This is a genomic window from uncultured Roseobacter sp. (assembly GCF_947495275.1).
Taxonomy (GTDB): domain Bacteria; phylum Pseudomonadota; class Alphaproteobacteria; order Rhodobacterales; family Rhodobacteraceae; genus Roseobacter.
In genome coordinates, this window is the sequence record NZ_CANLYL010000007.1 from 153,004 (window position 1) to 178,449 (window position 25,446).

Annotated in this window: 23 protein-coding genes; 9 read left to right on the forward strand and 14 right to left on the reverse strand. The window is 61.4% G+C overall.

The window, feature by feature from the left end:
* Window positions 1-81: 81 nt before the first annotated feature.
* Window positions 82-699: a TetR family transcriptional regulator C-terminal domain-containing protein gene (locus Q0802_RS14425; RefSeq protein WP_298919651.1), complete on the forward strand. Its 618-nt coding sequence runs from the start codon at window positions 82-84 to the stop codon at window positions 697-699.
* A gap of 115 nt (window positions 700-814) precedes the next feature.
* Window positions 815-1,285, forward strand: coding sequence for a hypothetical protein (locus Q0802_RS14430; protein WP_298919469.1), 471 nt, complete (start codon window positions 815-817; stop codon window positions 1,283-1,285).
* 2 nt (window positions 1,286-1,287) lie between these two features.
* On the opposite strand, the gene preA is transcribed toward Q0802_RS14430, so the two are convergent.
* The gene (gene preA, locus Q0802_RS14435) at window positions 1,288-2,589 is read right to left on the reverse strand and encodes an NAD-dependent dihydropyrimidine dehydrogenase subunit PreA (RefSeq protein ID WP_298919471.1); all 1,302 of its coding nucleotides are present in this window, start codon (window positions 2,587-2,589) and stop codon (window positions 1,288-1,290) included.
* Between the two features lie 23 nt (window positions 2,590-2,612).
* Window positions 2,613-3,944 (reverse strand): NAD(P)-dependent oxidoreductase, encoded by a 1,332-nt coding sequence (locus Q0802_RS14440; RefSeq protein ID WP_298919473.1) that lies wholly within the window; start codon window positions 3,942-3,944, stop codon window positions 2,613-2,615.
* A 326-nt stretch (window positions 3,945-4,270) separates the two neighbouring features.
* Here Q0802_RS14440 and Q0802_RS14445 point away from each other — a divergent pair, with 326 nt between their 5' ends.
* On the forward strand, window positions 4,271-4,477 hold the full coding sequence (locus Q0802_RS14445) for a cold-shock protein (protein ID WP_298919475.1): 207 nt from the start codon (window positions 4,271-4,273) through the stop codon (window positions 4,475-4,477).
* A 100-nt stretch (window positions 4,478-4,577) separates the two neighbouring features.
* On the opposite strand, the gene Q0802_RS14450 is transcribed toward Q0802_RS14445, so the two are convergent.
* Both Q0802_RS14450 and Q0802_RS14455 read right to left on the reverse strand, forming a co-directional pair.
* Window positions 4,578-5,195, reverse strand: a complete 618-nt coding sequence (locus Q0802_RS14450) for an SOS response-associated peptidase (protein ID WP_298919477.1) — start codon at window positions 5,193-5,195, stop codon at window positions 4,578-4,580.
* Window positions 5,196-5,199: 4 nt separating this feature from the next.
* The gene (locus Q0802_RS14455) at window positions 5,200-5,835 is read right to left on the reverse strand and encodes an arylesterase (RefSeq protein WP_298919479.1); all 636 of its coding nucleotides are present in this window, start codon (window positions 5,833-5,835) and stop codon (window positions 5,200-5,202) included.
* Between the two features lie 52 nt (window positions 5,836-5,887).
* On the opposite strand from Q0802_RS14455, the gene Q0802_RS14460 reads away from it, so the two are divergent.
* Together Q0802_RS14460 and Q0802_RS14465 are read left to right on the forward strand one after the other, a co-directional pair.
* The gene (locus Q0802_RS14460) at window positions 5,888-6,577 is read left to right on the forward strand and encodes an ATP-binding cassette domain-containing protein (RefSeq protein ID WP_298919481.1); all 690 of its coding nucleotides are present in this window, start codon (window positions 5,888-5,890) and stop codon (window positions 6,575-6,577) included.
* Window positions 6,574-9,102 (forward strand): FtsX-like permease family protein, encoded by a 2,529-nt coding sequence (locus Q0802_RS14465; RefSeq protein WP_298919482.1) that lies wholly within the window; start codon window positions 6,574-6,576, stop codon window positions 9,100-9,102. Before Q0802_RS14460 ends, Q0802_RS14465 begins: the two co-directional genes overlap by 4 nt.
* 12 nt (window positions 9,103-9,114) lie before the next feature.
* Here Q0802_RS14465 and gcvH read toward each other — a convergent pair whose 3' ends face one another.
* Complete coding sequence (gene gcvH, locus Q0802_RS14470; RefSeq protein WP_298919483.1) at window positions 9,115-9,477, reverse strand: glycine cleavage system protein GcvH; 363 nt, start codon at window positions 9,475-9,477, stop codon at window positions 9,115-9,117.
* 174 nt (window positions 9,478-9,651) lie between these two features.
* Between gcvH and Q0802_RS14475 the strand changes: the two genes are divergently transcribed.
* A complete protein-coding gene (locus Q0802_RS14475) occupies window positions 9,652-10,242 on the forward strand; it encodes a gamma-glutamylcyclotransferase family protein (protein ID WP_298919484.1) in 591 nt (196 codons plus the stop codon).
* Here the strand turns inward: Q0802_RS14475 and Q0802_RS14480 are convergent.
* The 3 genes from Q0802_RS14480 to Q0802_RS14490 are packed head-to-tail and all read right to left on the reverse strand — an operon-like array spanning window position 10,189 to window position 13,413.
* Window positions 10,189-11,586, reverse strand: coding sequence for an MATE family efflux transporter (locus Q0802_RS14480; protein WP_298919486.1), 1,398 nt, complete (start codon window positions 11,584-11,586; stop codon window positions 10,189-10,191). The two genes, Q0802_RS14475 and Q0802_RS14480, sit on opposite strands and share 54 nt — an antisense overlap.
* A gap of 30 nt (window positions 11,587-11,616) precedes the next feature.
* A complete protein-coding gene (gene gltX / locus Q0802_RS14485) occupies window positions 11,617-12,942 on the reverse strand; it encodes a glutamate--tRNA ligase (RefSeq protein WP_298919488.1) in 1,326 nt (441 codons plus the stop codon).
* A gap of 60 nt (window positions 12,943-13,002) precedes the next feature.
* Window positions 13,003-13,413 (reverse strand): DUF1801 domain-containing protein, encoded by a 411-nt coding sequence (locus Q0802_RS14490; protein ID WP_298919490.1) that lies wholly within the window; start codon window positions 13,411-13,413, stop codon window positions 13,003-13,005.
* 104 nt (window positions 13,414-13,517) lie between these two features.
* Between Q0802_RS14490 and Q0802_RS14495 the strand changes: the two genes are divergently transcribed.
* Entirely contained in the window at window positions 13,518-14,447 is a 930-nt protein-coding gene (locus Q0802_RS14495) for an MBL fold metallo-hydrolase (protein ID WP_298919492.1), read from the forward strand.
* Window positions 14,448-14,483: 36 nt separating this feature from the next.
* On the opposite strand, the gene Q0802_RS14500 is transcribed toward Q0802_RS14495, so the two are convergent.
* Both Q0802_RS14500 and Q0802_RS14505 read right to left on the reverse strand, forming a co-directional pair.
* Window positions 14,484-15,293, reverse strand: coding sequence for a prolyl oligopeptidase family serine peptidase (locus Q0802_RS14500; RefSeq protein WP_298919494.1), 810 nt, complete (start codon window positions 15,291-15,293; stop codon window positions 14,484-14,486).
* 81 nt (window positions 15,294-15,374) lie between these two features.
* Window positions 15,375-17,033 carry an NAD+ synthase gene (locus Q0802_RS14505; RefSeq protein WP_298919497.1) on the reverse strand — a complete coding sequence of 553 codons (1,659 nt, stop codon included), beginning with the start codon at window positions 17,031-17,033 and terminating at the stop codon, window positions 15,375-15,377.
* A 181-nt stretch (window positions 17,034-17,214) separates the two neighbouring features.
* Between Q0802_RS14505 and Q0802_RS14510 the strand changes: the two genes are divergently transcribed.
* Window positions 17,215-18,603 carry a 2-isopropylmalate synthase gene (locus Q0802_RS14510; RefSeq protein WP_298919499.1) on the forward strand — a complete coding sequence of 463 codons (1,389 nt, stop codon included), beginning with the start codon at window positions 17,215-17,217 and terminating at the stop codon, window positions 18,601-18,603.
* Window positions 18,604-18,786: 183 nt separating this feature from the next.
* Here the strand turns inward: Q0802_RS14510 and Q0802_RS14515 are convergent, their stop codons facing one another.
* Complete coding sequence (locus Q0802_RS14515) at window positions 18,787-20,151, reverse strand: diguanylate cyclase (protein ID WP_298919501.1); 1,365 nt, start codon at window positions 20,149-20,151, stop codon at window positions 18,787-18,789.
* 208 nt (window positions 20,152-20,359) lie between these two features.
* On the opposite strand from Q0802_RS14515, the gene Q0802_RS14520 reads away from it, so the two are divergent.
* A complete protein-coding gene (locus Q0802_RS14520) occupies window positions 20,360-22,042 on the forward strand; it encodes an amidohydrolase (protein WP_298919503.1) in 1,683 nt (560 codons plus the stop codon).
* Window positions 22,043-22,122: 80 nt separating this feature from the next.
* Here the strand turns inward: Q0802_RS14520 and Q0802_RS14525 are convergent, their stop codons facing one another.
* The 3 genes from Q0802_RS14525 to Q0802_RS14535 form a co-directional block, all read right to left on the reverse strand.
* Window positions 22,123-23,208: a trypsin-like peptidase domain-containing protein gene (locus Q0802_RS14525; RefSeq protein ID WP_298919652.1), complete on the reverse strand. Its 1,086-nt coding sequence runs from the start codon at window positions 23,206-23,208 to the stop codon at window positions 22,123-22,125.
* A 127-nt stretch (window positions 23,209-23,335) separates the two neighbouring features.
* On the reverse strand, window positions 23,336-24,766 hold the full coding sequence (gene cls / locus Q0802_RS14530; protein ID WP_298919505.1) for a cardiolipin synthase: 1,431 nt from the start codon (window positions 24,764-24,766) through the stop codon (window positions 23,336-23,338).
* Window positions 24,766-25,446, reverse strand: a complete 681-nt coding sequence (locus Q0802_RS14535) for an endonuclease/exonuclease/phosphatase family protein (RefSeq protein ID WP_298919507.1) — start codon at window positions 25,444-25,446, stop codon at window positions 24,766-24,768. Before Q0802_RS14535 ends, cls begins: the two co-directional genes overlap by 1 nt.

Here is a 25,446-nt window from a genome sequence, read left to right on the forward strand (position 1 = left end):
TCAACGATATGTGATTGGAATCCGGCAACAGCATTTCGGGCGCCCAATTATGTGGCGGTCATCAATGGGGTGGAAACGCGTTTGCCAGACGGGACCGACAAGAAACCAAGCCGCATCCAACAGCGAAACCGCGGCCGTATTCTGGATGCAGCATTGGAGGTTTTTTCCCAACATGGCTATCGTGGCGCGACGCTTGATCAAATCGCCGAAACAGCAGGTTTAAGCAAACCGAACATCCTCTACTACTTTGATGGCAAAGCAGAAATTCACGTCACTTTGCTCAACCAGCTTATGGAAACATGGCTGGACCCGTTGGTGACACTGGATCCGAAGGGGGACCCGCTGGAGGAGATTCTCAGCTACGTCCAGCGAAAACTGGACATGGCCCGCGATCTGCCGCGCGAAAGCAGATTGTTCGCTGGAGAGATCCTTCAGGGCGCGCCGCGTATGGGGCCACATCTGCAATCCGATCTGCGACCCCTATTCGAAGAAAAATGCGCGGTTATTCAAAACTGGATGGATCAGGGGCATTTGACCCAACTTGACCCGCGCCACCTGATTTTTTCCATTTGGGCCACGACCCAGCATTACGCCGATTTTGCAACTCAAGTGCAGGTTTTATTGCAGGATGATCCCGCCGGTCACGAGGGCGCAGCCACCTATCTGACCACGCTGTTCACCCGCCTTCTCACGCCGTAAGAAATTGTTAACCCTGGTGAAAAATAGACTTTCGGCTTAACGGGCTGTTAACATTTACCTTGCCTTAATGGTTACGGGTGGCGGCTTCAGATTGATGTCAAGATCGGAGCTTACCATGAGTGCAATATCCTTTATCGCCCCATACGCGCCGCAGCCGGTCGCACCCTCGCAGGGTGACCCGCAAGTTGCCGGCGTGCAACCTGGCCAGCCTATGGCCAACACGTCCACGAACAACAATGCCAACACCGCCTCGGATCATTCCGGACAAGGCGCTGGTGACGGCACGGGTACGGGCGGGGCCCAGCTTGCAACGCTTCTCAAAAGGGGACGCGTCGCAATGCTGCCTGTCGATGCAACTTCAAAGTCAGTGGTGGAGGCGCAGACCGGCCCGACCACCGACTATCTGGCCCAACAGGCGCAATTGCGCGCGGAATCCGCAGCACTTCAGGAGGCTCAGGACGCAGAGCGGGCGAAGGCGCGCGCGGAGGCAACGGCGCAAGCCGCCGCCGAGGCGGCAGAGCCGGAGTTTGAGCTGCCCAATCCTTTGCCAACGGCGCCCATTCTGGCCAGCGATGCAAAAAACTGAGGCTACTCCGCCGCTTTTGCGCCGGGATTGTTCGGATGCGTGGTCCAGTTGGCGTAGTCCCGCTCCACCACCTTGCCGGTGCGAGGATCAACCATTCCCGGGGTCATCGCCTCCATGGTGATGCACGCCTCCACCGGGCACACGTTGACGCAGAGGTTGCAGGCCACGCATTCCTCGTCGATGACCGTAAAGGTGCGGTCATCCGACATGGCGATGGCCTGATGCGATGTATCTTCGCAGGCTGCAAAACAGCGTCCGCATGAGATGCACAGGTCCTGATTGATCTTGGCCTTGGCCACGTAATTCAGGTTGAGGTGCTGCCAGTCGGTCACATTCGGTACGGCGCGTCGGACGATCTGGTCGACCGAGGTCAGCCCCTTGCTGTCCATGTAGTCGCTCAGGCCCGAAATCATTTCCTGCACGATCTTGAACCCGTAGGTCATGGCCGCCGTGCAGACCTGCACATTGCCCGCCCCCAGCGCCATGAATTCCGCCGCATCGCGCCAGGTGGTGATGCCACCAATGCCCGAGATCGGGATTTGCGACAGCTCCGGGTCACGCGCAATTTCCGCAACCATGTTCAGCGCAATGGGTTTCACTGCCGGACCGCAATAACCGCCATGCGCGCCCTTGCCATCAATGGTGGGTTCCGGCGCGAAAAGATCCAGATCGACGGAGGTGATCGAATTGATCGTGTTGATCAGGCTGACCGCATCCGCGCCGCCCTTCATGGCCGCCTCAGCCGGTTTGCGGATGTCGGTGATGTTCGGCGTCAGCTTCACGATCACCGGCATGCGGGTGTTGGCCTTGACCCAGCGGGTCACCATTTCGATGTATTCCGGCACCTGCCCCACGGCAGAACCCATGCCGCGTTCCGACATGCCATGCGGGCAGCCGAAGTTCAGCTCGACCCCATCCGCACCAGTGTCCTCGACCTGCGGCAGGATGAATTTCCACGGCTCCTCCTCGCAAGGTACCATCAGCGACACAATCATCGCCCGGTCCGGGTAGTCGCGCTTGACCACCTTGATCTCATCAAGATTGGTCTGCAACGGACGGTCAGTGATCAGCTCGATATTGTTGAGCCCCAGCAGCCGCCGGTCTGCGCCGTAGATCGCGCCATAGCGCGGCCCATTGACATTGACCACATGCGGGTCGAGCCCCAGCGTTTTCCACACGACCCCGCCCCAACCCGCATCAAAGGCGCGGCGCACGTTGTATTCCTTGTCCGTCGGCGGCGCCGAGGCCAGCCAGAACGGGTTCGGGCTCTTGATGCCCACAAATTCGCTTGTCAGATTTGCCATTTCAGTTCCTCCGTGGGGGTGGGTCAGACCGCCGCCCCTGTCAAAGCCGCATGAATATCCATCGCCGCATCGCGCCCTTCGGCCACAGCCGTCACCGTCAGATCATCGCCACCACTGGCGCAATCGCCGCCCGCCCAAACGCCTTTGACTGACGTCCGGCCCGTATCCGAGACCTTGATCTTGCGACCTTCCAGCTCCGGCAGCCCGTCGCCTTCTAGGGTCTGGCCAATGGCCTTGAACACCTGATCTGCACTCAGCCGCAGCTTATCACCGGTTTCCGCCATGTCATCGTCCACATAGCTGAATTCGATCTCGCGCACGGCACCATTGCCGATCACTGATTTCGGCACCGCGTGGGTGACAATCCGCACGCCTTTGGAAGCCGCCAAATCCTGTTCGAACACGCTGGCGTTCATTCGGTCACGACCGCGCCGATAGACCAATGTGACATTCAGAGCGCCCAGCAGTTTCGCCTGAACCGCCGCATCAATGGCCGTCATCCCGCCGCCGATCACGACGACGTCGCGCCCAACCGGCACCTGCGCCAGATCGCTGGCCTGCCGCAGATCAGCGATGAAATCTATCGCGTCCAGAACGCCGTCCTTGTCGGCCCCCTCGGCCTGCAGAGCGTTCACGCCACCCAGCCCCAGCCCTAGGAAAACCGCGTCATGATCAGCGCGGAGTTGCTCCAGTCTCACTGCTTCCCCCAAAGCCATGCCGGTTTTGATCTCGATGCCACCAATTTGCAGCAGCCAATCCACCTCCGCCTGGGCAAACCCGTCAACGGTTTTGTAGGTGGCAATGCCAAATTCGTTCAGCCCGCCGGGCTTGGGGCGCGCATCATAGACGGTCACATCATGGCCCAGCATTGCCAGACGGTGCGCACAGGCCAGCCCCGCAGGCCCCGCCCCCACCACGGCCACAGTTTTACCCGTGGCCGCAGCTCGGGAGAAAGGATGTATCCCCTGTTCCTGCAAATGATCCGTTGCATAGCGCTGCAACTGGCCAATCAGCACCGGTTTGCCTTCGGCCGCCTCGCGCACGCAGGCCTCTTCGCAAAGCTGCTCTGTCGGGCACACGCGCGCGCACATACCGCCCATGATATTCTGGCTGAGAATCGTTTTTGCCGCCGCATCCGGGGTACCCGTGGCGATCTGCCGGATAAAAAGCGGGATATCGATATCCGTCGGACAAGCCGTGATGCAGGGGGCGTCGTGGCAAAAGTAACAGCGGTCCGCCGCCACCAGCGCTTCGTGCGGATCAAGGCGCGGATGCAGATCAGAGAACTGCTCGGCGTAGTCTTCGCCGCCCAATCGTGCAGGAACAATACCCGGTGTAAATGCATTGCTGGACATGGTTTTCCCCATTCTGGCGTGATCATTCGGAAAAAAGTTCTCATGAATTGATTTTTTTATCAACTGGTAAAATTTTTTTCTGCACAGCTAAACCACGCGGTGTTCAAAAACCATGCGACACACGGCTGGCGGGAATTTGCCGATGCAATCGTGTTCATTGCTGTCATCAGAATTTGGCTTGCTTTTGCAGGAAGCTGCTCCAATATCGGAGGCGCGACGCGACAAACTATCGACCACTGCTCCTTACGGCCCAGTCATTCGATCTGCTTTCGACCGAGCCAAGCTGCCGCATTCCGCGGGCAGGACATTCTAAGGAGAACACGGAGATGGCCTCAGGCACCGTGAAATGGTTTAACACGACAAAAGGCTACGGCTTTATCGCTCCCGATGGTGGCGGAAAAGATATTTTTGTACATATTTCTGCAGTAGAACGTGCAGGTCTCACCGGTCTGGCGGACAACCAGAAAGTCACATTTGACGTTGAAGCGGGCCGCGATGGCCGCGAAAGCGCCGGCAACCTCGCGCTGGCCTGACGAAGATATCTCGCACTGATGAAACGGGCGCTATGGTGCCCGTTTTTTGTTGTTCAAGCCTGTTTCAAAGCGTTCGCGAATGTGTCTGGCGGGAAGCATATCAAGGCCCGTCCCAATCGACGTTCGTTGCCGGGCTGACCTGCAAGCGCCCGTCCGGCCAGGGTTTCAGTAGCGGCAAGACTTCTTCTTCGGAGCCGTTGAACCACTTTGAAACATCGCCCGGCTCCAAAATCACACCCATACGGTGATGGACATCCGCCACATCCGCAGAAGGCGCGCAGGTCAGAGTCGCCACTTGATCCACCTGCACGCCGCCCGGCCCCGACCAACGGTCCGTGATCGCGGCGAAGAGCAGAAATCCACCTGATTTCGGGGTGATCGACCAGGCGGTTTTGCGGCGTTTTTCACCGGTCCATTCGTACCAGCCGTTCATCGGGACCACAGCGCGCCCGGTGCCAAGATAGGCAGATTTGTCGAACACGGTTTCGCTACGCGCATTGACCAGCGTCTCCATCACCGGACGGCCACGGGCATTGACCCGCCCGACCGGGATGATCCCCCAGCGCATGCGGCTCAGCCCCTTTTCGGTCAGAACCACAATTTCCTGCCCGGGTGCCACGTTCTGGCGTGGCGCTTCATCCGCAACCACACAGGGATCACATCCCAGCGCCGCCCCCAATTCGGCCATCGGCGTGGTCAGGAAAAACCGGCCCGGCACCGCGTTACTCCTGCGCCCGGTCGATCAGTTCCAGCACGTAAGGTCCCAGAGCCGCGACGATCTGTACGACACCTTCCGCATTGGGGTGGATGCCATCGGGCTGCATGAAGGCGCGCACCGATGCGGGATCACCCCCCGCCACGTCCAGCCCTTCGAAAAAACTCGGCGCGTGCAAGGCGCTGAATTCCTCGGCCAGCGCGGGATACATCCCGTCGAACGCCGCCTTGTATTCCGGGCCGTAGTTGCCCGGCGCCTGCATGCCAACCAGCAAAACCTCTACATCTGCCGCCGCAGCCGCCTGCATGATCCCTTCGAGGTTGGCGCGGCTGACGTCCGGTGCGATGCCACGCAAAAGATCGTTGCCCCCCAGCGTCACGATCATCGCATCCACTTCCGGTGTCAGCGTCCAGGCCGCGCGGCTCAACCCGCCCGCCGTGGTATCCCCCGACACACCCGCATTGATCAGCCGCACCTGCGCGCCCTTTGCGCCCAGCCAATCCTGCAACTGCGGCACGAATCCCTGCTCCGCCACCAGCCCGTAGCCCTGCGTCAGACTGTCCCCGAGGGCGGCAATCACAACCTCATCGGCTGCCGCCGCCCAGGGCCAAATGCCTGCAATGCAAACCAAAACCTTGTGCATCTTGATCCAGCCTCCATATGCCACAGGTATAGCAAAAAAGGTGCTAACACTTATGACCAACCTCGTGTTCTCTCTCAAAGATGCGGTTTTGTCGCTGGATGGCAATGCCGGACGTGTGGATATCCTGCACGGCATCACGCTGGAGGTTCACAAGGGCGAGAGCCTTGGGCTCATCGGTCCGTCCGGGTCCGGCAAGTCCTCGCTGCTGATGTTGATGGGCGGGCTGGAGCGCGCCACCGGCGGTCAGGTCGCGGCCCTTGGGCAGGATCTGACGCATATGTCCGAAGATGCACTGGCCCGGTTTCGCCGCAATCATATGGGCGTGGTTTTCCAATCTTTTCACCTGATCCCCACGATGACCGCGCTGGAAAACGTGGCCACCCCGCTGGAACTGGCCGGGGACCGGGACGCCTTTGACAAGGCAGCGGCGGAACTGGCCGAGGTGGGCCTTGCGCATCGTGCCGATCACTATCCCTCGCAGATGTCTGGCGGCGAACAGCAGCGCGTGGCCCTCGCCCGCGCGTCCGCGCCGCGCCCCGATATTCTGCTGGCGGATGAGCCCACCGGCAATCTCGACGGGGCCAATGGCGCGGCCATCATTGACCTGCTCTTTGGCTTGCGCGACCGGCATGGCGCGACGTTGGTGCTGGTCACCCATTCGCGCTCGCTTGCGGCGCGCTGCGACCGGGTGGTGCGTCTGGGCGACGGGCGGATCGTGCCCGAGGCGCGCGCCGCCGAATGAGCCTGCGCCTCGCCTCCAGATTTGCCCGGCGCGAATTGCGCGGCGGTCTGCGCGGCTTTCGCATTTTCCTCGCCTGTCTGGCCCTTGGCGTCGCGGCCATCGCCGCTGTGGGGTCTGTACGTTCCGGCATCGAAGCAGGCCTCGCCCGCGAAGGGGCGGCCCTGCTCGGTGGCGACGCGGAAATGGACTTCACCTACCGTTTCGCGACACCGGAGGAGCGCGCGTGGATGGACAGCGTTGCCGTCAATGTCTCCGAGATTGTGGATTTTCGGTCCATGGCCGTTGTGGGCACCGGCGAAGAAACGCAGCGCGGTCTTACCCAGATCAAGGCGATTGATACGGCTTACCCGCTGGTCGGACATGTGGAACTGGCCCCAAACATGCCCCTCGCGGATGCCTTGGGCGATCACGGCGGCCTGCCCGGTGCGGTCATGGAACGGGTTCTGGCGGATAGGCTCGGCCTTGACGTTGGCGGCCGCTTCCGGCTCGGCACCCAGGAGTTTCACCTTGCCGCCATTCTGGCCCGTGAACCGGACAGCGCTGCGGGCGGTTTCGCGCTCGGGCCGCGCACGATTGTGCGCACCCCCGACCTTGAAAACTCCTCCCTGCTCGCCCCCGGCACGCTGTTTTCAACCAAATACCGCCTCGATCTACGGCCCGGCACTGATCTGGCAGTCCTTGAGACTGACGCGCGCACCCAATTCGAAACCTCGGGCCTGCGCTGGACCGATGCCCGCAACGGTGCGCCCGGCGTTTCGGAATTTGTGGATCGGCTGGGCGCTTTCCTGATCCTTGTCGGGCTGTCGGGTCTCGCGGTCGGTGGGGTTGGCGTTGCTTCAGCGGTCCGCGCCTATCTGGCGGGAAAGACCAATGTGATCGCCACCCTGCGCACGCTTGGCGCGGATCGGGCCACGATTTTCCAGACCTATTTTCTGCAGATCGGCGTTCTGGCGATTGTCGGGGTCGGGATCGGCGTGACCTTGGGGGGTCTCGCCCCCATGATCCTCGCCCCGGTCATCGAATCGCGCCTGCCGATACCGGCGATCTTTGCCCTCTACCCGGCACCGCTCCTGGAGGCCGCCATCTACGGTTTGCTGACGGCATTTCTCTTCACGCTCTGGCCCTTGGCGCGGGCCGAAGAGATTCGCGCCGCAACCCTTTTTCGCGATGCGCTGACCACCGGCAGGGCGCTGCCTGCGCCGCGTTACGTCGTGGGTGCCATCCTCACCCTTGCCCTGCTGCTGACGCTGGCAGGTTGGTTTTCGGGGACATGGCGGCTGACGCTCTGGACCGCGGGGGGGATTGCCGCAGCTTTGGCCCTTCTGACTGTCACGGCCATTTTGATCCGCGCCCTGTCACGTCGCTGCACCGGTATTGTGCGTGGACGGCCCCGGCTCAGATGGGCGCTCTCAGCAATCTCCGGCCCGCGTGAAGGTGCTGTATCTGTGGTGCTGTCACTTGGCCTGGGGCTTTCCGTGCTCGCTGCCGTCGGCCAGATTGATGGTAATCTGCGCAATGCCATCACCGGCAACCTGCCGGATGTGGCACCCTCCTACTTCTTTGTGGACATCCAGAAAGACCAGATCGACGGCTACACCGAACGGCTGAAAACCGACCCGGCGGTCAAACGCATCCAGTCAGCTCCTATGCTGCGGGGCATCATCACGCGCATCAACGACAAACCCGCACGCGAGGTGGCAGGCGATCATTGGGTGCTGCAAGGGGATCGCGGCGTCACCTATACAAATACCATGCCCGAAAACACACGATTGACTGCAGGCGATTGGTGGACAGAAGGCTACACCGGTCCCCCCCTGATCAGTTTTGCCGCCGAAGAGGCCGAGGAAATGGGCCTCAAGATCGGCGACACCCTGACCGTCAACATCCTTGGCCGCGACATCACAGGCACCATCGTCAATTTCCGCGAGGTTGATTTCTCCACCGCCGGTATCGGCTTTATTCTCTCGATGAACCCTGCTGCGCTGGCCGGGGCACCCCATAGCTTCATCTCCACCGTTTACGCCGAAGAAGCCGCCGAAGCGCAGATCCTGCGTGACCTTGCCAGCCGTTACCCCAATATCACCGCGATCCGGGTGCGCGATGCCATCGACCGCGTCGCAGATGTTCTGAGCGGATTGGCAACGGCCACCTCCTATGGCGCTGCCGCAACCCTGATCACCGGCTTTCTGGTGCTGATCGGAGCTGCCGCCGCCGGTACCGAGGCGCGGGTCTATGAGGCCGCGATCCTGAAAACCCTCGGCGCCTCCCGTCGCAACATTCTGCTCAGCTTCGCCCTCAGATCGGTGCTTCTGGGGCTCTGTGCCGGGATCGTCGCCTTCTTTGCGGGAATCCTCGGCGGATGGGCAGTCAGCACCTACATCATGGATACCGACTTCACCGTCATCTGGTCGTCTGCACTGATGATCATCGCAGGCGGTACGGCGGCCACCTTGCTGGCGGGCCTGGCCTTTGCCTGGGGCCCGATCAACGCCCAGCCCGCACGTATTCTGCGCTCTGCCGAATAGCGCGCCGGCGCCTCAGGCGATGAACTTCTGGTATCCCGCCTCATCCATGAAGTCATCCATCTGACCGGGATCACTGACGGTCATCTTGAAGAACCACGCCTCGCCCTGCGGGTCCTCGTTGATGCGACCGGGGATCTCGGCCAGGGCAGTGTTGACCTCGACAATCTCACCATCAACCGGCGCCAGAATATCGCTCGCCGCCTTGACAGATTCGATCACAACCACCTCGTCATCCTTGCTGACCGTTGTGCCTTCCTCGGGCAGTTCCACAAACACCACGTCGCCCAGCTGTTCGGCAGCATGGGCCGTGATACCCACCAGCATCACGCCATCTTCTTCCTCGCGCAGCCATTCATGCTCTTCTGTGAACTTCATCCTGTCTTCTCCTGTTCTTCCTGTCTCGATATCAACTGATAAGCCGGCATGGGCGGCACCATCAACGCCCCCGGCAACAAGGTGACGCTAGTGCGTGCTCGGCAGATCGGTCAAGGCACCTTGCCCCCCCGCCCCCGGAATGATTGACTGCGTCCAATTCTGCATGAGGCGACCATGAACGATCCCTATTTCTTTGGCTATGGCAGCCTTGTGAACACCAAAAGCCATGACTACCCGGACCCACGGCCCGCAACCCTGCACGGCTGGCGCAGGGCCTGGGTTGCCACGCCGCGCTTTGGTGTGGTCCTGCTGACCGGCGTGCGCGCGCCCGGCCACAGCATTCAGGGGCTGATCGCTGCTGTTCCCGGTGCCGACTGGGCGGCCCTTGATGCACGCGAAGGCGGGTACAATCGCCTGCTCGCCAACGGATCGGTCACCCATGACCACCCCGCCACGCCAGAGATCGCCGTCTATGCGGTCGCGCCGGAAAACCGGCTGGAACGGGCCGAACATATGATCCTGCTCAGCTATCTCGACGTGGTAGTACAGGGATTTCACGAGGTCTTTGGCGAGACCGGTGTGCAGGGGTTTTTCGACACCACCGACGGCTGGGACACGCCGATCCTGAACGATCGCGCCGATCCGGTCTACCCGCGCCACCAAAAGCTGACGAAGGATCAGACGGCCCTTGTGGACCATCATCTTGCGCGGCTATCGGCGCAGGTGAAGCAGCGACATGAGGCGCCCCTGCCGCCCGAATTCTGAAACCGGCGCACCCGCCGCCCCGGCGGGGGCAACCATCACCCGCCGCGCCAGCGCCCAGGCCAGCAGACCAAAGATCACGCCTGTCAGCGCCTGCCCGATCAGCACGCCCTGCGCCCCGAATATCCCCGCCCCCAGCAGCACCAGCGGCAGCATACCAATCGTATTGCGCCCCCAGTTCAGGAAGGTGGAATAAAACGGGTGGCCAAGGTTGTTGAACGCCGCATTGGCCACAAAGAGCACCCCGTTGAAGAAAAAGAGCAGCGCCAGCGGACCGCAGAAAAGATAGACCAGATCGCGCGTGACACCCGTGGCGGTGAAGAGATCCGCAATCGGCGCGCGCAGCAGATACAGCAGGCAGGAAACGCTCAGGATCACGATACCGTTGAACAGGATCGCCGCGCGAAACCCGGCGCGCACCCGGTCATGATCGCCCGCCCCGTGGTTCTGGCCAAGGATCGGCCCCACCGCGCCCGAAAGCGCGAAAATAACGCCAAAGGCCACCATACCCAGCCGCCCGACAATCGCCATCCCGGCGATGGCTTCTTCTCCGAAACCGGCCATGGCGCGGGTGACGATGGCCTGCCCCACGGGCGTGGCAAGCTGGGTCAGAATGGCCGGAAAGGCGATGGTTGCAATGGGGATCAGATCGCGCAGCATGCCGCCCGGGCGCGGGCGTCCGACGCCGCCGTAAAACCGGATCAGTGGCAGCAGGGCGGCATAGGCGATCACCAGCCGTGCCGCGACTGAGGCCAGCGCCGCTCCGGTCAGTTCCAGGTTCAGCCCGAAGATCAGGATAGGGTCCAGAACCGCATTGACCGCACCGCCGTAGATCGTAGCCATCATCGCCCGGCGCGCATCGCCGTGGGCGCGCAGGATCGCCCCGCCCATCATCCCAATCATCAGAAACGGCAGGCTGGGCACGATGATTTGCAGATAGGACACCGCCAGCGCCGCGATCTCTCCCGTGGCCCCCAGCAGCGCGACCAGCAGCGGCAGATTGGCCCAGACCACGGCCGCAAAAACGACGCCAAAGCCGAACCCGTAGAGCAGTGAATGGGTTTTGCGTTCTTCCGCCAGTTGCACGTCCCCGGCCCCCAATGCCCGGGCGACAAGTGCCCCGGCGGCAATCGACATGCCGATGCCGAAGGAGGTGGTGAAAAACAGGATCGTCGCGGCATAGCCCACGGCGGCGGCCAGTTCCGCCTTGCCCAACATGGCGATGAAGATCATGTCGACGAAATCGACCAGAAACAGCGCCATCAGCCCGACTGAGGCGGTCAGCGACATCACCGACACATGCCGAAAGAGGTTGCCCGTCAGGAATTTGGCCTGCGCGTCAGCCATGGCCCGCCGCCTTTTGTGCGGGCCGCCCGGTCATCCGCGCGCCTTGACCACCTGCAAAAGCGGCATCAGCGCGGACATATCCGGCCCATGCGCCTGCCCCGTGAGCGCCTTTCGCAGCGGCATGAAAAGCCCGCGCCCCTTGCGCCCCGTGGCCTCCTTGACCGCCGCGGTCCAGGTGCCCCAGGTCTCCGCGTCAAAGGGGGCTTCCGGCAGCAGCGCCATGGCCTCAGCCACAAATGCCGCGTCTTCCGCGTCGATCTGCGGCTCCGCGCCGTCGCGCATCATCTCCCACCAGGGGGCAAGATCGCTGAGCGTGGTGATGTTTTCGCGGGTGACCTCCCAGAATTGCGCGGCCTTGTCATTGGGCACGCCCGCCGCCGTGATGCTGTCCTGCACCGCCGCCAGCGGCTGGCCTGCCAGATGGCGCGCGGTCAGCGGAAGGAGGTCATCCACATCGAATTTGGTCGGCGCGGAGCCAAAGCGGCCAATATCAAAACCCTCGATCAGTTCGGCCATATCGGCGCGCAGTTCCACAGGGTCAGACGAGCCCAGCCGCGCCATCAGGCTCAAAAGCGCCATGGGCTGGATGCCTTGCGCGCGCAGATCCCGCAGGCTGAGGGTGCCGAGGCGTTTGGACAGCGCCTCCCCCTGCGGCCCGGTCAGCAGCGAGTGGTGTGCGAAAGCGGGCACCGAGCCGCCCAGCGCTTCGATGATCTGGATTTGCGTGGCAGTATTGGTCACATGGTCCGAGCCGCGCACCACATGGGTCACGCCCATTTCCGTGTCATCGACCACCGAGGCCAGCGTATAGAGCACCTGCCCATCGCCACGAATAAGCACCGGGTCGGAGACGCTGGCCGCATCAATGGAGATATCGCCCAGAATGCCGTCTTGCCATTCGATGCGTTGCTGATCGAGCTTGAAGCGCCACACCCCATTGCCCCGCTCGGCGCGCAGGGCGTCTTTTTCGGCTTCCGATAGTGCCAGCGCCGCGCGGTCATAAACCGGCGGTTTGCCCATGTTGAGCTGCTTTTTGCGTTTCAGATCGAGTTCCGTCGGCGTCTCGAAAGCCTCGTAAAACCGCGCCTTGTCGCGCAGGGCATCTGCCGCCGCGTGATAGCGATCCAGCCGCGCCGATTGCCGCTCCACCCGGTCCCAATGCAGGCCCAGCCACTCCAGATCACGCTTGATCCCATCGACATATTCTTCCTTGGAGCGCTCCGGATCGGTGTCATCGATGCGCAGGATAAACGTTCCGCCCGCTTTGCGCGCGATCAGGTAGTTCATCAGGGCAGTGCGCAGGTTGCCAATGTGGATATAACCGGTGGGCGATGGGGCAAAACGGGTGGTGGTCATGACTGTCTCCTGTTGCAGCGCGTGGTGTCACAGGGGCGCGCAATTGTCCAGCAATCCGGCTTATGTGGGCTGCACCGGCCAACGGGTGGCCAGATCTTGCAGACCGGCGTGGATTAACCTCTTCAGCACGTCCAGATCCACGTCCTCCAGTTTGTTGATGTAAAGACAGGATTTGCCGATCTTGTGCTTGCCCAGATCGGCCAGAATATGCCCGAAATCGGCGTATCCGGGCATGATATAGACCGACAGTTTAACCTTGCGCGGCGCAAAGCCCGTCGCGAACCATGTGCCTGTGCGCCCGGATTTATAGGTATAGTCATAGGTGCCATAGCCCAGCATGCCTCCGCGCCAGAACTGCGGCTGCCAGCCGGTTGTCTCCTGAAACAACCTGTCCAAGTGAGCGGCTTCGCGAAACCGGCGCTCTGGGGTGACCGATTCCAGAAAGGCCGCAACCTCTGCATTTGCACTCATGGGGTCCTCCTCGCAGAAATATGATCGGTTTGTGGCGATTTGGCATTGGCGTCAGCCACCAGAACACTACCCTTGGTAGCGTCCAACACAAAAGGAAAATGATCATGTCTCATCAGATCACCCTGTCCCGTCGCGCCGCGCTGACCGGTGCGGCGGCTCTGCCTCTGGCCGCAGCAACCGCTGGCGTTGCGCGCGCCGGTGCGGAAATGAAAGGCGTCGCAATGAGCCCTTTCAACCGCGTCAAGGTCGGCAGTTTCGAGGTCACGACACTGCTTGCAGGCACCCGTGCCGTTGAGGGGCCGCATAACATTTTTGGTCTGAACGTCGATGCCGATACCTTTGCCTCGGTCTCTGCGGCGGCTAATCTGCCCACCGATATCTCGCAATTCTTCTTCACGCCCACGGTGGTCAATACCGGCTCGGAGCTGGTGCTTTTCGACACCGGGCTATCGGCGGCTGGCACCACCGCCGCACTGGAGGCCGCCGGTTACACCGCCGATCAGGTCGATGCCGTGGTGATCACCCACATGCACGGGGATCATATTGGCGGCATGACAAAAGAGGACGGGTCGGCCACCTATGGCAATGCGCGCTTTGTCACGGGCCGGGCCGAATTCGACGCCTGGGCCAAGGCGGATAACGATAATTTCAAAGCCAAAATTCAACCCTTTGCGGAGAATTTCACCTTCCTTGAGGATGGCGGCGACGTGGCCTCCGGGCTGACGGCAATGGCGGCCTTTGGTCATACGCCCGGGCATATGACCTACATGGTGGAATCAGACGGCACGCAGCTCATTCTGGGGGCGGATTTTGCCAACCACTATGTCTGGTCGCTGGCACATCCTGATTGGGAAGTGAAGTTCGACATGGACAAAGCGGCGGCGGCGGCCACGCGGCGGCGCATTCTGGATATGATGGCCGCCGACAAGACGGCCTTTGTCGGCTATCACATGCCCTGGCCCGGTGTGGGCTATGTTGAAAAGCGCGGCGATGGCTACGCTTACGTGCCGCACAGCTACCAATTGATGCTGTAACAACCCGCGGGGCGGCGGTCTGGCCTTGAGGTCAGATCAAAGCCGCCCTGCCTGCCGGAACCGTTCCCAGGCGAAACGCACATATTCGGTGCGAAACGAATGCCCTCCTTCAAAGAGGCAGAAATCCAGAATATCCTCTGCGTCGTTGCGCCGTTCTTCGCAACGCAGCGCGTCATGGGTGCTGGGGTGGGACGGACCAAAACCACCGTATTGCCCGTACATGTCCAGCGCCTCGCGAACTTCCCCCTGTTTGGTTTGCAAAATACGCCGCCCTGTCAGTGGCACCGTGCGGTCGGCATCCCCGTGGATGTGAATGACATTGGCCACCGGCCCTGCGCAGGTTTCCGGCGGCGTCAGCCAGAAGGTGCCCGAGATTGGCGCGAAGGCAGCAAAGCGGTCGCTGCGCGCGCAGGCAAGGTTCCATGTCATCATACCGCCCGCGCTGAAGCCTGTCGCCATGACGCGGGTGTCATCCACCGCGAATCGCCGGGTCGCATCCGCAAGCACCGCATCGAAATAGGCGAACTCCTCCGCCCCGTCGCTGTCCATGTGGCGCGGCGCATTCGGGATTACCCAGTCGTCGTCCTTCGATTTCACCGCGATCAGCGCAGCCCCCAGCTCCGACGCCATGCGCCGCAGCGACCCATTGCGCATCACCCCCTGGGCCGAGCCGCGATAGCCATGCGAGAAGACAATTGCAGGCACGCGCGTGGTGCCATCGTGCCCTTCGGGCATGGCAATGCGGTAGTGCCGGTCGCCCAGCACGCAGTCCGTGTCAGGCCCGCAGGCATAGGCCGGCAGGGCGGCGGCAAGGCACAGGAAAAGGGCAGTGGACAGCAGACGCATGACGTTTCCTCACAACTTTTGCCGGGACATTGGCGTGTCGCCTGCGGGCACTCAAGTCACAAGATCGTAAGGTTGGCGGCTTCAGGAAGGATCGCGCCAGCGGTTCACAATCGGATAGCGCCGGTCCAGCCAGAACGCCCCCTTGGTCAAACGCGCGCCCGGGGCGGACTGAAAGCGCTTGTACTCGGAAATGTAGATCAGATGCTCGACCTTTTTCGCCACCGCACGCTCAAAACCGGCAGCCACGCAATCCTCTATGGACCCCGCCTGATCCACGAGGATTTCCAGCATCGCATCCAGATCAGGATAATCGGGCAGGCTGTCGCTGTCTTTCTGATCTTCACGCAACTCGGCAGAGGGTGGTTTGTCGATCACCCGCGGCGTGATCACCTCGCCTGCCGGGCCCATCATCCAGTCCCGGTGATTGGTATTGCGCCAGCGGCAGGTCTCGAACACGCGCGTCTTGTAGAGATCCTTGATCGGGTTATAGCCGCCCGCCATATCGCCATAAATCGTCGCATAGCCCACGGCCACTTCGGATTTATTGCCCGTTGTCAGCAGCATCTCGCCAAACTTGTTGGACATCGCCATCAACAGCAGCCCGCGCAGGCGCGACTGGATGTTTTCCTCCGCCAGACCCGGCGCATGCCCTTCAAACAGCGGGGCCAGCGTGCCGGTGATCGCCGCGCGCCCCTCGGATATGGGCACGTAATCATATCGGCAGCCCAGCGCCTTGGCGACAGCTTCCGCGTCTTCCAGCGATGCCTTGGATGTGTATTCGGACGGCAACATCACGCAGCGCACATTCTCCGCGCCCAGCGCATCCACGGCAACGGTCGCGACAATGGCTGAATCCACACCGCCCGACAGACCCAGCAACACCTTGCCAAATCCAGTCTTGCGGCAGTAATCGCGTAAGGATTGCACCATGACGCGGTAGTCCTGCTCCCAGGCGTCGGGGTGCAGCGCCTTTTCGCCCTCCACGATACGCCAGCCCTCAGGCGTTCGCTCCAGATCCACATGGGCCACGGTCGCCTCCAGCACCGGCAATTGCACCGCCAGATGCCCGCCGGGGTTCAATCCGAAGGAGGCGCCATCAAACACCTGATCGTCCTGCCCACCGACCATATTGAGGTAAATGAGCGGCAGTTCCGTCTCGACAACGCGGGCCACCATGTGATTGAGCCGGGTCTCGAACTTGTCGCGATAATAGGGTGATCCATTGGGCACCAGCAGGAACTCCGCGCCCGTCTCGGCCAGGGTTTCGGTCACATCCTCATGCCAGGCGTCCTCGCAGATCGGGCTGCCCACACGCGAATTGCCCACCGAATAGGGCCCGCCCAAAGGCCCCGCATCAAAAATGCGCACCTCATCGAACACGGTCTCATTCGGCAGATGATGCTTGAGCACCTGACTGGCGATGCGCCCGCCCTTGAGAATCAGATAGGCGTTGTAAAGCTTCGTGCCTTCAACCCAGGGCGCGCCAATGGCCAGCGCAGGCCCGTCGGCACAATCGGCGGCCAATTGTTCGATATGGGCGGCCACATCCAGCTGGAAGGCGCGGCGCATCACCAGATCCTGCGCATTATACCCGGTGATGAACATCTCCGGCAGCGCCACGAGGTCCGCACCCGCGTCGCGGCCCGCTTCCCAGGTATGCCGCGCAAGGGCGGCATTGCCCTTCAGATCCCCAACCGTCGGGTTCAGCTGACCCAAAGTGATACGAAAACCATCCGCCATAGATACAGGCCTCTTTGCTCGATTTGTCGTGATGTAGCAGATTGCGCCCGCGTGAAAAGCCCATCGCCGCCCAATCTGCAAAAGAAGATTGCCCCCCGGACGGGCTTTGCTTAAGTTCTGGCTGGGGTCCTACGGGGGGTCGGGCTTCGCATCACGCCGTAAAAGAATTGCAAGGTTTGTTATGTTTCTTCGACGATTGATCTTCTGTCTCGCGGTTTTGCCTGCGCCTTTGATGGCGCAGGAGGGTCAGGTTCTGACCAAACAATATGATGACGGCGGGGTCTATGAAGGCACCTTCCGCGGCGGGGTTCAGCATGGGTCGGGCACCTACAAGCTGCCCAACGGCTATGAATATTCCGGCCAGTGGGTCGATGGCGAGATCAAGGGCGAAGGTGTTGCGCGTTTTCCCAACGGCTCCGTCTACGAGGGGCTCTTTGCCAAGGGCAAACCCGATGGCGTCGGCAAGATCATCTTTGCCGATGGCGGCACCTATGAGGGCGAGTGGCAGGGGGGTGCCATCATGGGCACCGGCATTGCGCTTTATGCCAATGGCGTTCGCTATGAGGGCCAGTTCCGCAATGCCAAGCACCATGGCAAAGGCACGATGCAAAGCCCGGGCGGCTATGAGTACAAGGGCGATTGGATCGACGGCGCCAAGGAAGGCTTCGGCACCATCACCTACCCTGACGGGGCCGTTTACGAAGGTGAAATCCGCGGCGGCAAACGCGCCGGTCAGGGCACCCTCACCATGCCCGACGGTCTGGTCTATGTCGGCCTCTGGCGCGACGGCCAGATTGACGGCACCGGCAAGCTGACACAGGCCAACGGTGACATCTACGAAGGCCAGCTTTCCGGAGGACGCCGCGAAGGTCAGGGCAAGGTGATCTATGCCAATGGCGATGTCTACGAAGGCTCCTTTGCCAATGACCTGCGCGATGGCCAGGGGACGTTCACGGCTCAGGACGGCTACACCTACACCGGGTCCTGGGTTGCGGGCGAGATCGAGGGCAAAGGGCGCGTGACCTATCCTGACGGGTCGGTCTACGTGGGTGATTTTTCAGGTGGGCTTGCGGATGGCACCGGTCTGATCACCTATCCTGATGGCTCCACCTATGACGGCGCGTGGAAAACCGGGGTGATCGACGGCGAAGGCAAGGCGACCTATACCAACGGTGTGGTTTACGAGGGTGGATTCAAAAATGCCCGCAACCACGGTCAGGGCACCATGACCTATGCGGATGGCTACAAATACGACGGGAATTGGGTTGACGGGCAACGTCAGGGGCTGGGCACGGCGACCTATCCTGATGGCACCATCTATTCGGGCACCTTCGAGGATGGTCAGCGGCATGGGGCCGGCAAGATCACCATGCCAAGCGGGTTTACCTATGAAGGGTCCTGGGTCGAAGGCGAGATTGAAGGCGAAGGCGTGGCCACCTATGCCAACGGCGACGTCTATGAAGGTACGTTCAAGGCTGGCAAACGACAGGGCACCGGCACCATGCGCTATGCGACCGGTGAAGAGGCCAGTGGTGATTGGGAAAACGGGGCTCTGACCGACGGCGGCTGAAAAGCACGTTCAAATTTCGACCCCGCAGCTCGGCGATATGGCCCTGTTTTGCAAACCGCTCCTGTCGGAGACGCGCCCGAAATCCGCGCCTTCATAGTGACGCCATCAGGCCGCGTTTGCCTGCGTCTTTGCCAGACAGGCTGCGTCTTCGATAATGCCGACGGCCCCCCGGAACCCCGAGCTTCAGGCCAGCGAACCGGCACCATCCATTGATTTGCAAAACAAAACCGGCTCTTTCGCGTTTTTCTTTTTCGACCAATACATCGCTGCATCAGATTGCGACAGGAGCGTCTCCCATTGCGTGCCGGGATTGGCGACCGATACCCCAACCGAGGCTTCCACAACGTGATCATGATCGGCAAAGCTGATCGGTTTCCTGCCCAGTGCGGAAAACCGGTCGGCAACGGCAATCGAACGCTCCTCCGGGTTGCGATCCAGAACCACGCACAGGAACTCGTCCCCGCCGAGCCGGGCGACGTAATCTGACGGACCTGCGGCCTCCACCAGCCGCTCCGCCGTGACCTTGAGCGCTATATCGCCGGCACTGTGCCCATGCGTGTCGTTCAACTCTTTGAATTTGTTCAAGTCTATGTAAACCGTTGCCAGTTGCCCGTTCTCCAGCATCGCCGCCACATCCCGGCGCTGCAACAGCGCTTCCAGACCGGCACGGTTGAGCAATCCGGTCAGCTGATCCGTGGTGGCAATCTGTTTTGCCCGTTCAAGCGATTTGTGCTGATTGTGAAAATACCGGGTCGCCGATCCGCAGATACCCAGCAGACCAAGGCAAAAAAGGATCAGGCTGGGCATCATCTCGCGTCTCAGCTTTGTGCCGGTATGTTCCGCCACCCAGTTCAGCGCCACCAACGGTTGACCCATGGCGTCTGCCAAAAACGGCGTATTGTTACCCGCATCACCCGTCTCGTGTTCAAAAGACAGGCTATTCACACGTGCTCGTTTGGCGAGGGTTGACAGCCAGTTCCGGTCCAGCTTGGTAATGCCGATCATCATCGGGTAGGGCGCGCGCGGGACTTCTGCAACATCATCAGGCGTGATCCAGGCCGCCGCGGCAAGATAGAACTGCTGGTCAATCTCGACGACGCCGGAGACAGATTGATAGTCTTCTGCTGCATTCATTCTCAACTGCGAAACCAGACCCCTGTAGGCAGCGGCGTCAAACATGCCATGCGCCCGCGCACCCAAGCTTTCATCATAGGCATGTCGCAACTGACCGCTCTCATCCAGAATAAAAAGCTGGTCGAACAGCGCGCTCTCGGTCGCGCCGGAGCCAATGTTTTCGTAAATCTCCGCAGCATCGTCAGCTTGCACAACCTCATAGGCAAGCGTCCAATACGCATAATCCTCGACCGACAGGACAAGCTTTTTGGTATGTTCCTCAATCGACAGGTTCAGCACATCCTGTGTCCGTTCCCGTTCGGTCTGATCAATGCGCCCGGTCATCCAGAACAGCATGCCCAGCACCGATGCCGTTGCAAATACCCCCAAAAGGCCATGCATCCAGAAGATATACCGCCACGAGATTTGTTGCATCGGCCTCTGCCCTTTGTCAAAGGACGTCACTCTAGGCCGAACCCCTTAAGACAGGGTGAATTCTGGTAAAGAGCGCAGTTTGCCGGGTGCGGATTCAGGTGCCAGCGGCCACAAGGCGTTACGCGCCATCTGGACCGGGTTGCAGAAGTAACCGATGATGATCCAGCCCCGTTTCAGCGGGGAGGTATCTCATTTAACGGAGCCCGCCATGCCCCCGGATATCATCATCCACAACGGTGTCCTGATGACCTTTGATGACGCGCGGCCATCGGCACAGGCGCTGGCAATATCGGATGGCCAGATCACCGCCCTTGGCCGGGATGCCGATGTGCTCGCCCTGGCGGGTGACGCGACGATACGTATCAACGCGCATGGCGGCACGGTGCTGCCCGGGTTCATCGACAGTCATGTGCATTTATTCGGCGGCTCGGTCGAACTGGATTGTCTTGATCTCTACGGTGTCGAAGGGCTTGACGCGATGTGCGCCGCCATCCGACCCTATGCCGATGCCAACCCGGATGACGCCCTGGTGTTCTGCGTCATGGCCGATTACGGCATTCTGGGCACCGGCAAGACCCCGACCCGTCAGGACCTCGATCAAATCCTCAGTGACCGGCCGCTGGCGATGTTCGCGCCTGACCATCACACCATCTGGGCCAATACTGCTGCGCTTGAGACCACGGGTCTTTTGCAGGGCGGCACGGTTGATGCGGGGTCTGAAATCGTGATGGGCGATGACGGACTGGCCAGTGGTGAGTTGCTGGAACCTGGGGCCTACAGCCCCATTCTGGCGCTCACCCGCCACGGCGGGCGCGAGATGCTGGGGTTGACGACGGGCAAGGACCCCGAGCCCCCCGCCACGCTGGCTCAACGCACGATGGACAAGGATGTCCTTGCAGGGGGTCTTGCCCATTGCGCGGCGCAGGGCATCACCGGGCTGCATCTGATGGACGGCAATACCTATCAGCTTGAACTGCTGTCCGAACTGGAGGTCGAAGGGCGGTTGCTGTGCCGCTGCCACGTGCCGTTCCACATGAAGGGGACCGACCCGCTTGAACGGCTCACAACCGAGGCGCCGGTGATGCGGGACCGATTTCAGGGCGACATGGTGCGGTGCAGCCATGTGAAGATGTTCATCGACGGCGTGATGGAAAGCGGCACCGCCCTGATGCTGGAACCCTATCCGGGCGGGTTGGGGGCGAATGGCAATACCGGCGATGAGGTCTTCACCCAGGATCATTTCGTGGCTTGCTGTGTGGAAGCCGACCGTCTTGGCTTCCAGATCGCCGTCCACGCTGTTGGGGATGCAGGCGTGCGGCGCACGATCGACGCTTTCGAGGCGGCACAACACCACAATGGTCGTCGCGACAGCCGCCACCGGATCGAACACATCGAGGTCATTCATCCTGATGACATTCCGCGGCTGGTGGATCTGGGGATCGTGGCCTCGTTACAGCCCGGTCACGCGCCCACCGGGCATTTCTTTCCGCCCGGCAGCGAAGATCAGTACTTGCATCCCCATCAGATCGCGGGTGCCTTTGCCTGGCAAACCATTCGCAAGGCAGGCGCCCGGGTGATATTCTCGACAGACTGGCCGGTGATCCCCGTCGATGTGATGCCCAACATCAGGGCGGCCATTGCGCCGCTCGATCTGGGCCCCGAATGGGTCGATCAGAGCCAATCGCTGGAAGAGACCCTTGCCAGCTACACGCGCGACAATGCATGGGTGGAATTCAACGAAAGGAACAAAGGTAAGCTGAAAGTGGGGATGCTGGCCGATGTGGTGGTCATGAGCCACGATCTGACCACCCTCGCCGCAGAGGAGATCACCACCGCCTGCGCCTGCGTCACCATCTGCGATGGCCAGATCACCTATCAGCGGGATCGGTGAGCAGGTTGGAAAACTGGATCGGAGCGATGCCCAAAAGCAGAATGGCCGCCGGAGAGAACAGCGGCCATCCGGTTTTGTACTTAGGTTTCCTTGTCTGACCGCGTGGCAAGCACGACATCCAGCGCGATCCTCTCCCCACCCCGAAAGACCTCCACTTCGGTTTCCGTGCCAGCACTCTCGGAGGCAACATTGCGGGTCAGGTCCCGCATATCCGCGATATCATGCGACCCGAACCGCAGGATCACGTCGCCCGCCTGCAGACCGGCCTTCTCTGCGGGGCTGCCTGCCACCACATCTTCGATCATCACACCCTGATCCGCGGTCAGACCCAGCACATGGGCCACCTCCGCGGTCACCGGCTTGATCTGCACGCCCAGCCAGCTGCGCTCGATTTCGCCATCGTCCTGAAGGTCCGCCACGATGTCCGTGACCAGATCGGACGGCACCGAGAACCCGATGCCGACGGACCCGCCGCCGGGCGAATAAATCGCCGTATTCACGCCGACAACCTCGCCCTCCATGTTAAAGAGCGGCCCGCCGGAATTGCCCCGGTTGATCGCGGCATCGGTCTGCAGGAAGTCATCGAACGGGCCGGAATTGATGTTGCGCGACTTGGCCGAAATGATGCCGGAGGTCACGGTGCCCCCCAACCCAAAGGGGCTGCCCACGGCAAGCACCTCTTCACCCACGCGCAACTCCTCTGATGAACCGAAGGCCACGGTCGGGAAATCCTGACCCTCGATGTCCAAAAGGGCGATATCGGTCAGCGGGTCCGACCCGATCACGGTGGCGTCGTGGCGCGTACCATCCGCCAGTTTGATGGTGACCGTCTCGGCCCCTTCGATGACGTGATGGTTTGTCACGATCAGCCCGTCATCGGAAATGATGAAACCCGACCCCTGGCCCTGTCGCGGTCCGGGTTCCGCCTGCGGCACCATGCCCTGGCCAAACCGCTTCATGAACTCCTCGAACCGTGGATCGTTCAGGGGCGATGACTGGCTGTTGGCGTTTTGAACCTTCGCCGTGACTTCGACGAAAACCACTGCCGGGCTTACCTCTTCGACCAGATCAATGTAGCCGTTGCCGCCGTTGGCAGCCGCCATGGCCGGGCTCATGGACAAGGTGCCCAAAACTACGGCCGCGCCGGACAGACCTGCGGACCCCATCAGGGTTCTGATTGTGCTCATCTCAAATCTCCATCTGTGTTTGTGATGGTGATCTAAGGGGTCACTCTCACCCGCCCCTGTCGCGAAGTTTAAATATTCTTGAACCTGCCCGCCCCTCCGGCATCCCTCAAAGCACCGGACCGATGGTGGCGATCACGTTGTTCCAGATACGCAGGTGACGCGGCCAGCCCAGAACCTCGCCCAACGCCACCACATCGGAGCGCGCAACATAGCTGGCCTGACGCTCCGCGATCGCGCGGGTCACGGCCTCATCCTGCAACAGGATATTATTCTCATAATTCAGATCGAAACTGCGCAGGTCCAGATTGGACGAACCGATAAGCGAAATCCGACCGTCAAGTGTCAGGGTCTTGGCATGCAACAGGCCGCCCTTGAATTCATGGATCTCGCAACCCGCTGACAGAAGCTTGCGATAGTAACTGCGGCTGACGGCGGCCACGATCCAGCTATCATTGACCTTGGGAAAGATCAACGTCACCCGCACGCCGCGATGCGCCGCAGCGCACAGCGCTTCCAGCACCGTCGCGTCAGGCACAAAATAGGGCGTCGAAAGGGTCACCTCTCGCTGCGCGCAGGCGATCAGGGTTGCAAATAACTGCGGCGTCGCCCCCCGGCGCTCGGTGGGCCCGTCCCCCATCACTTGCGCCGGGAATCCGCCCTCAACCGGTTGCGCAGTCAACGCGAAGCTCTCAAAGCCTTCCCCCGTGGCCTGCATCCAGTCGCTCAGAAACAGCAACTCGTTCTGGGTCACAACCGGCCCGGTAAACCGCAGCATGATATCGACCCAGGGCGCGTATTTCGCCTTCACCAGAAACTCCGGGTCCGCTGAATTGCGGCTGCCGCAATAGGTGATCTGGCCATCAATAACCGTAATCTTGCGGTGGTTGCGCAGATCGATGCGGCTGGTCAGCAGGGTTCGGACCGGGTTGTCGAGTGGCAGGGCCACCGCCAGTTGCACACCGGCCTCCTTCATCCGCGACCAGAGTGCGGAGCGGATCAGGGCGCGCGAGCCCAGCCCATCCGCCATCGCGCGGCAGACCACACCCCGCTCTGCCGCCCGGATCAGCGCTTCGGCCACCTGCGTGCCGGTCTTGTCACCGAGCCAGATATAGTAAAGCACGTGAACGTGTTGGCGCGCATTGTCGATATCGGCAACCAGCCGCGCATTGGTCTCCGCCGCATCCGCCATCAGCTCGGCGCGGTTGCCGCCAACGGTATGAAACCCGTTGATCGACCCCGCGTAGCGAAAGGCTGGCCGGTAAAGCGGGTCAATCAGGCGATCGGTGTCCTGCCGGTCGCCCATCAGCGCTGCCGCCTTGGTGCGAATATCGCCAAAAATCTCTTTGTGACGCTTGTTGGCGCGGTTTCCGAGGTCGGTTTCGCCAAAGAGGAAATAGATACAGCCGCCAAAATAAGGCAGGATATTCAGGATGATGAACCAGGCCAGCCGGGCGGGGGGCGACAGGTTATCACGCAGCAGGATACGCGCGGTGAAGGCAGTAACGATGACCAGGTGAACAAAGAGCAGAAAGGTCATCAGGCGGGTTCCGTCACGTCAAAGTCAATCACCACCGGCAAATGATCAGACGCGCGCGCCGCCAGTTCCGAGTGGTGAACATAGGCCGCAGTGGCATGCAGCCCCCCCGACAGCACAAACCTGTCCAGCGCCGCCGAGGGCCGTGCCGTGTGAAAACTTGGCCCCGGGGAGATCACTTTCAAAGGCGCGGGAAACCGCAGACGCGCTGCATTCCATTCATTGAAATCACCGGCCAGGATCACCGGATGGTCACGCGCCGCCACGACCTGTTGCAGCGCCTCCAGCTGTTTACGCCGCATTCCCGGTGTCAGCCCCAGATGCACGCCCACAACTTCTATCCGCGGGCTTTCAAGGCAGACGGCCACCGCACCCCGGGGTTCAACAGATGGAAGGGCGATGCGCGCGGGCGGGTGACAGTCGACATCATGGCGCACCAGAATGGCGTTGCCATGCCACCCATGGCTCAGCGGGCGCATGGAGACCTCCGTCAGACTATAGCCAAGATCGTCTTCGAGCCGCTCCAGCGGCAACACCCCACCGCGCGTCCCAACCCGGCGATCCGCCTCCTGCAAAACCACGATATCCGCGTCGATTTCCGCCAATACGTCCACAATCCGGTCCGGGTCGCGCCGCCAGTCCAGCCCAACCGCCTTGCGGATGTTGTAACTGGTCAGGCGCAT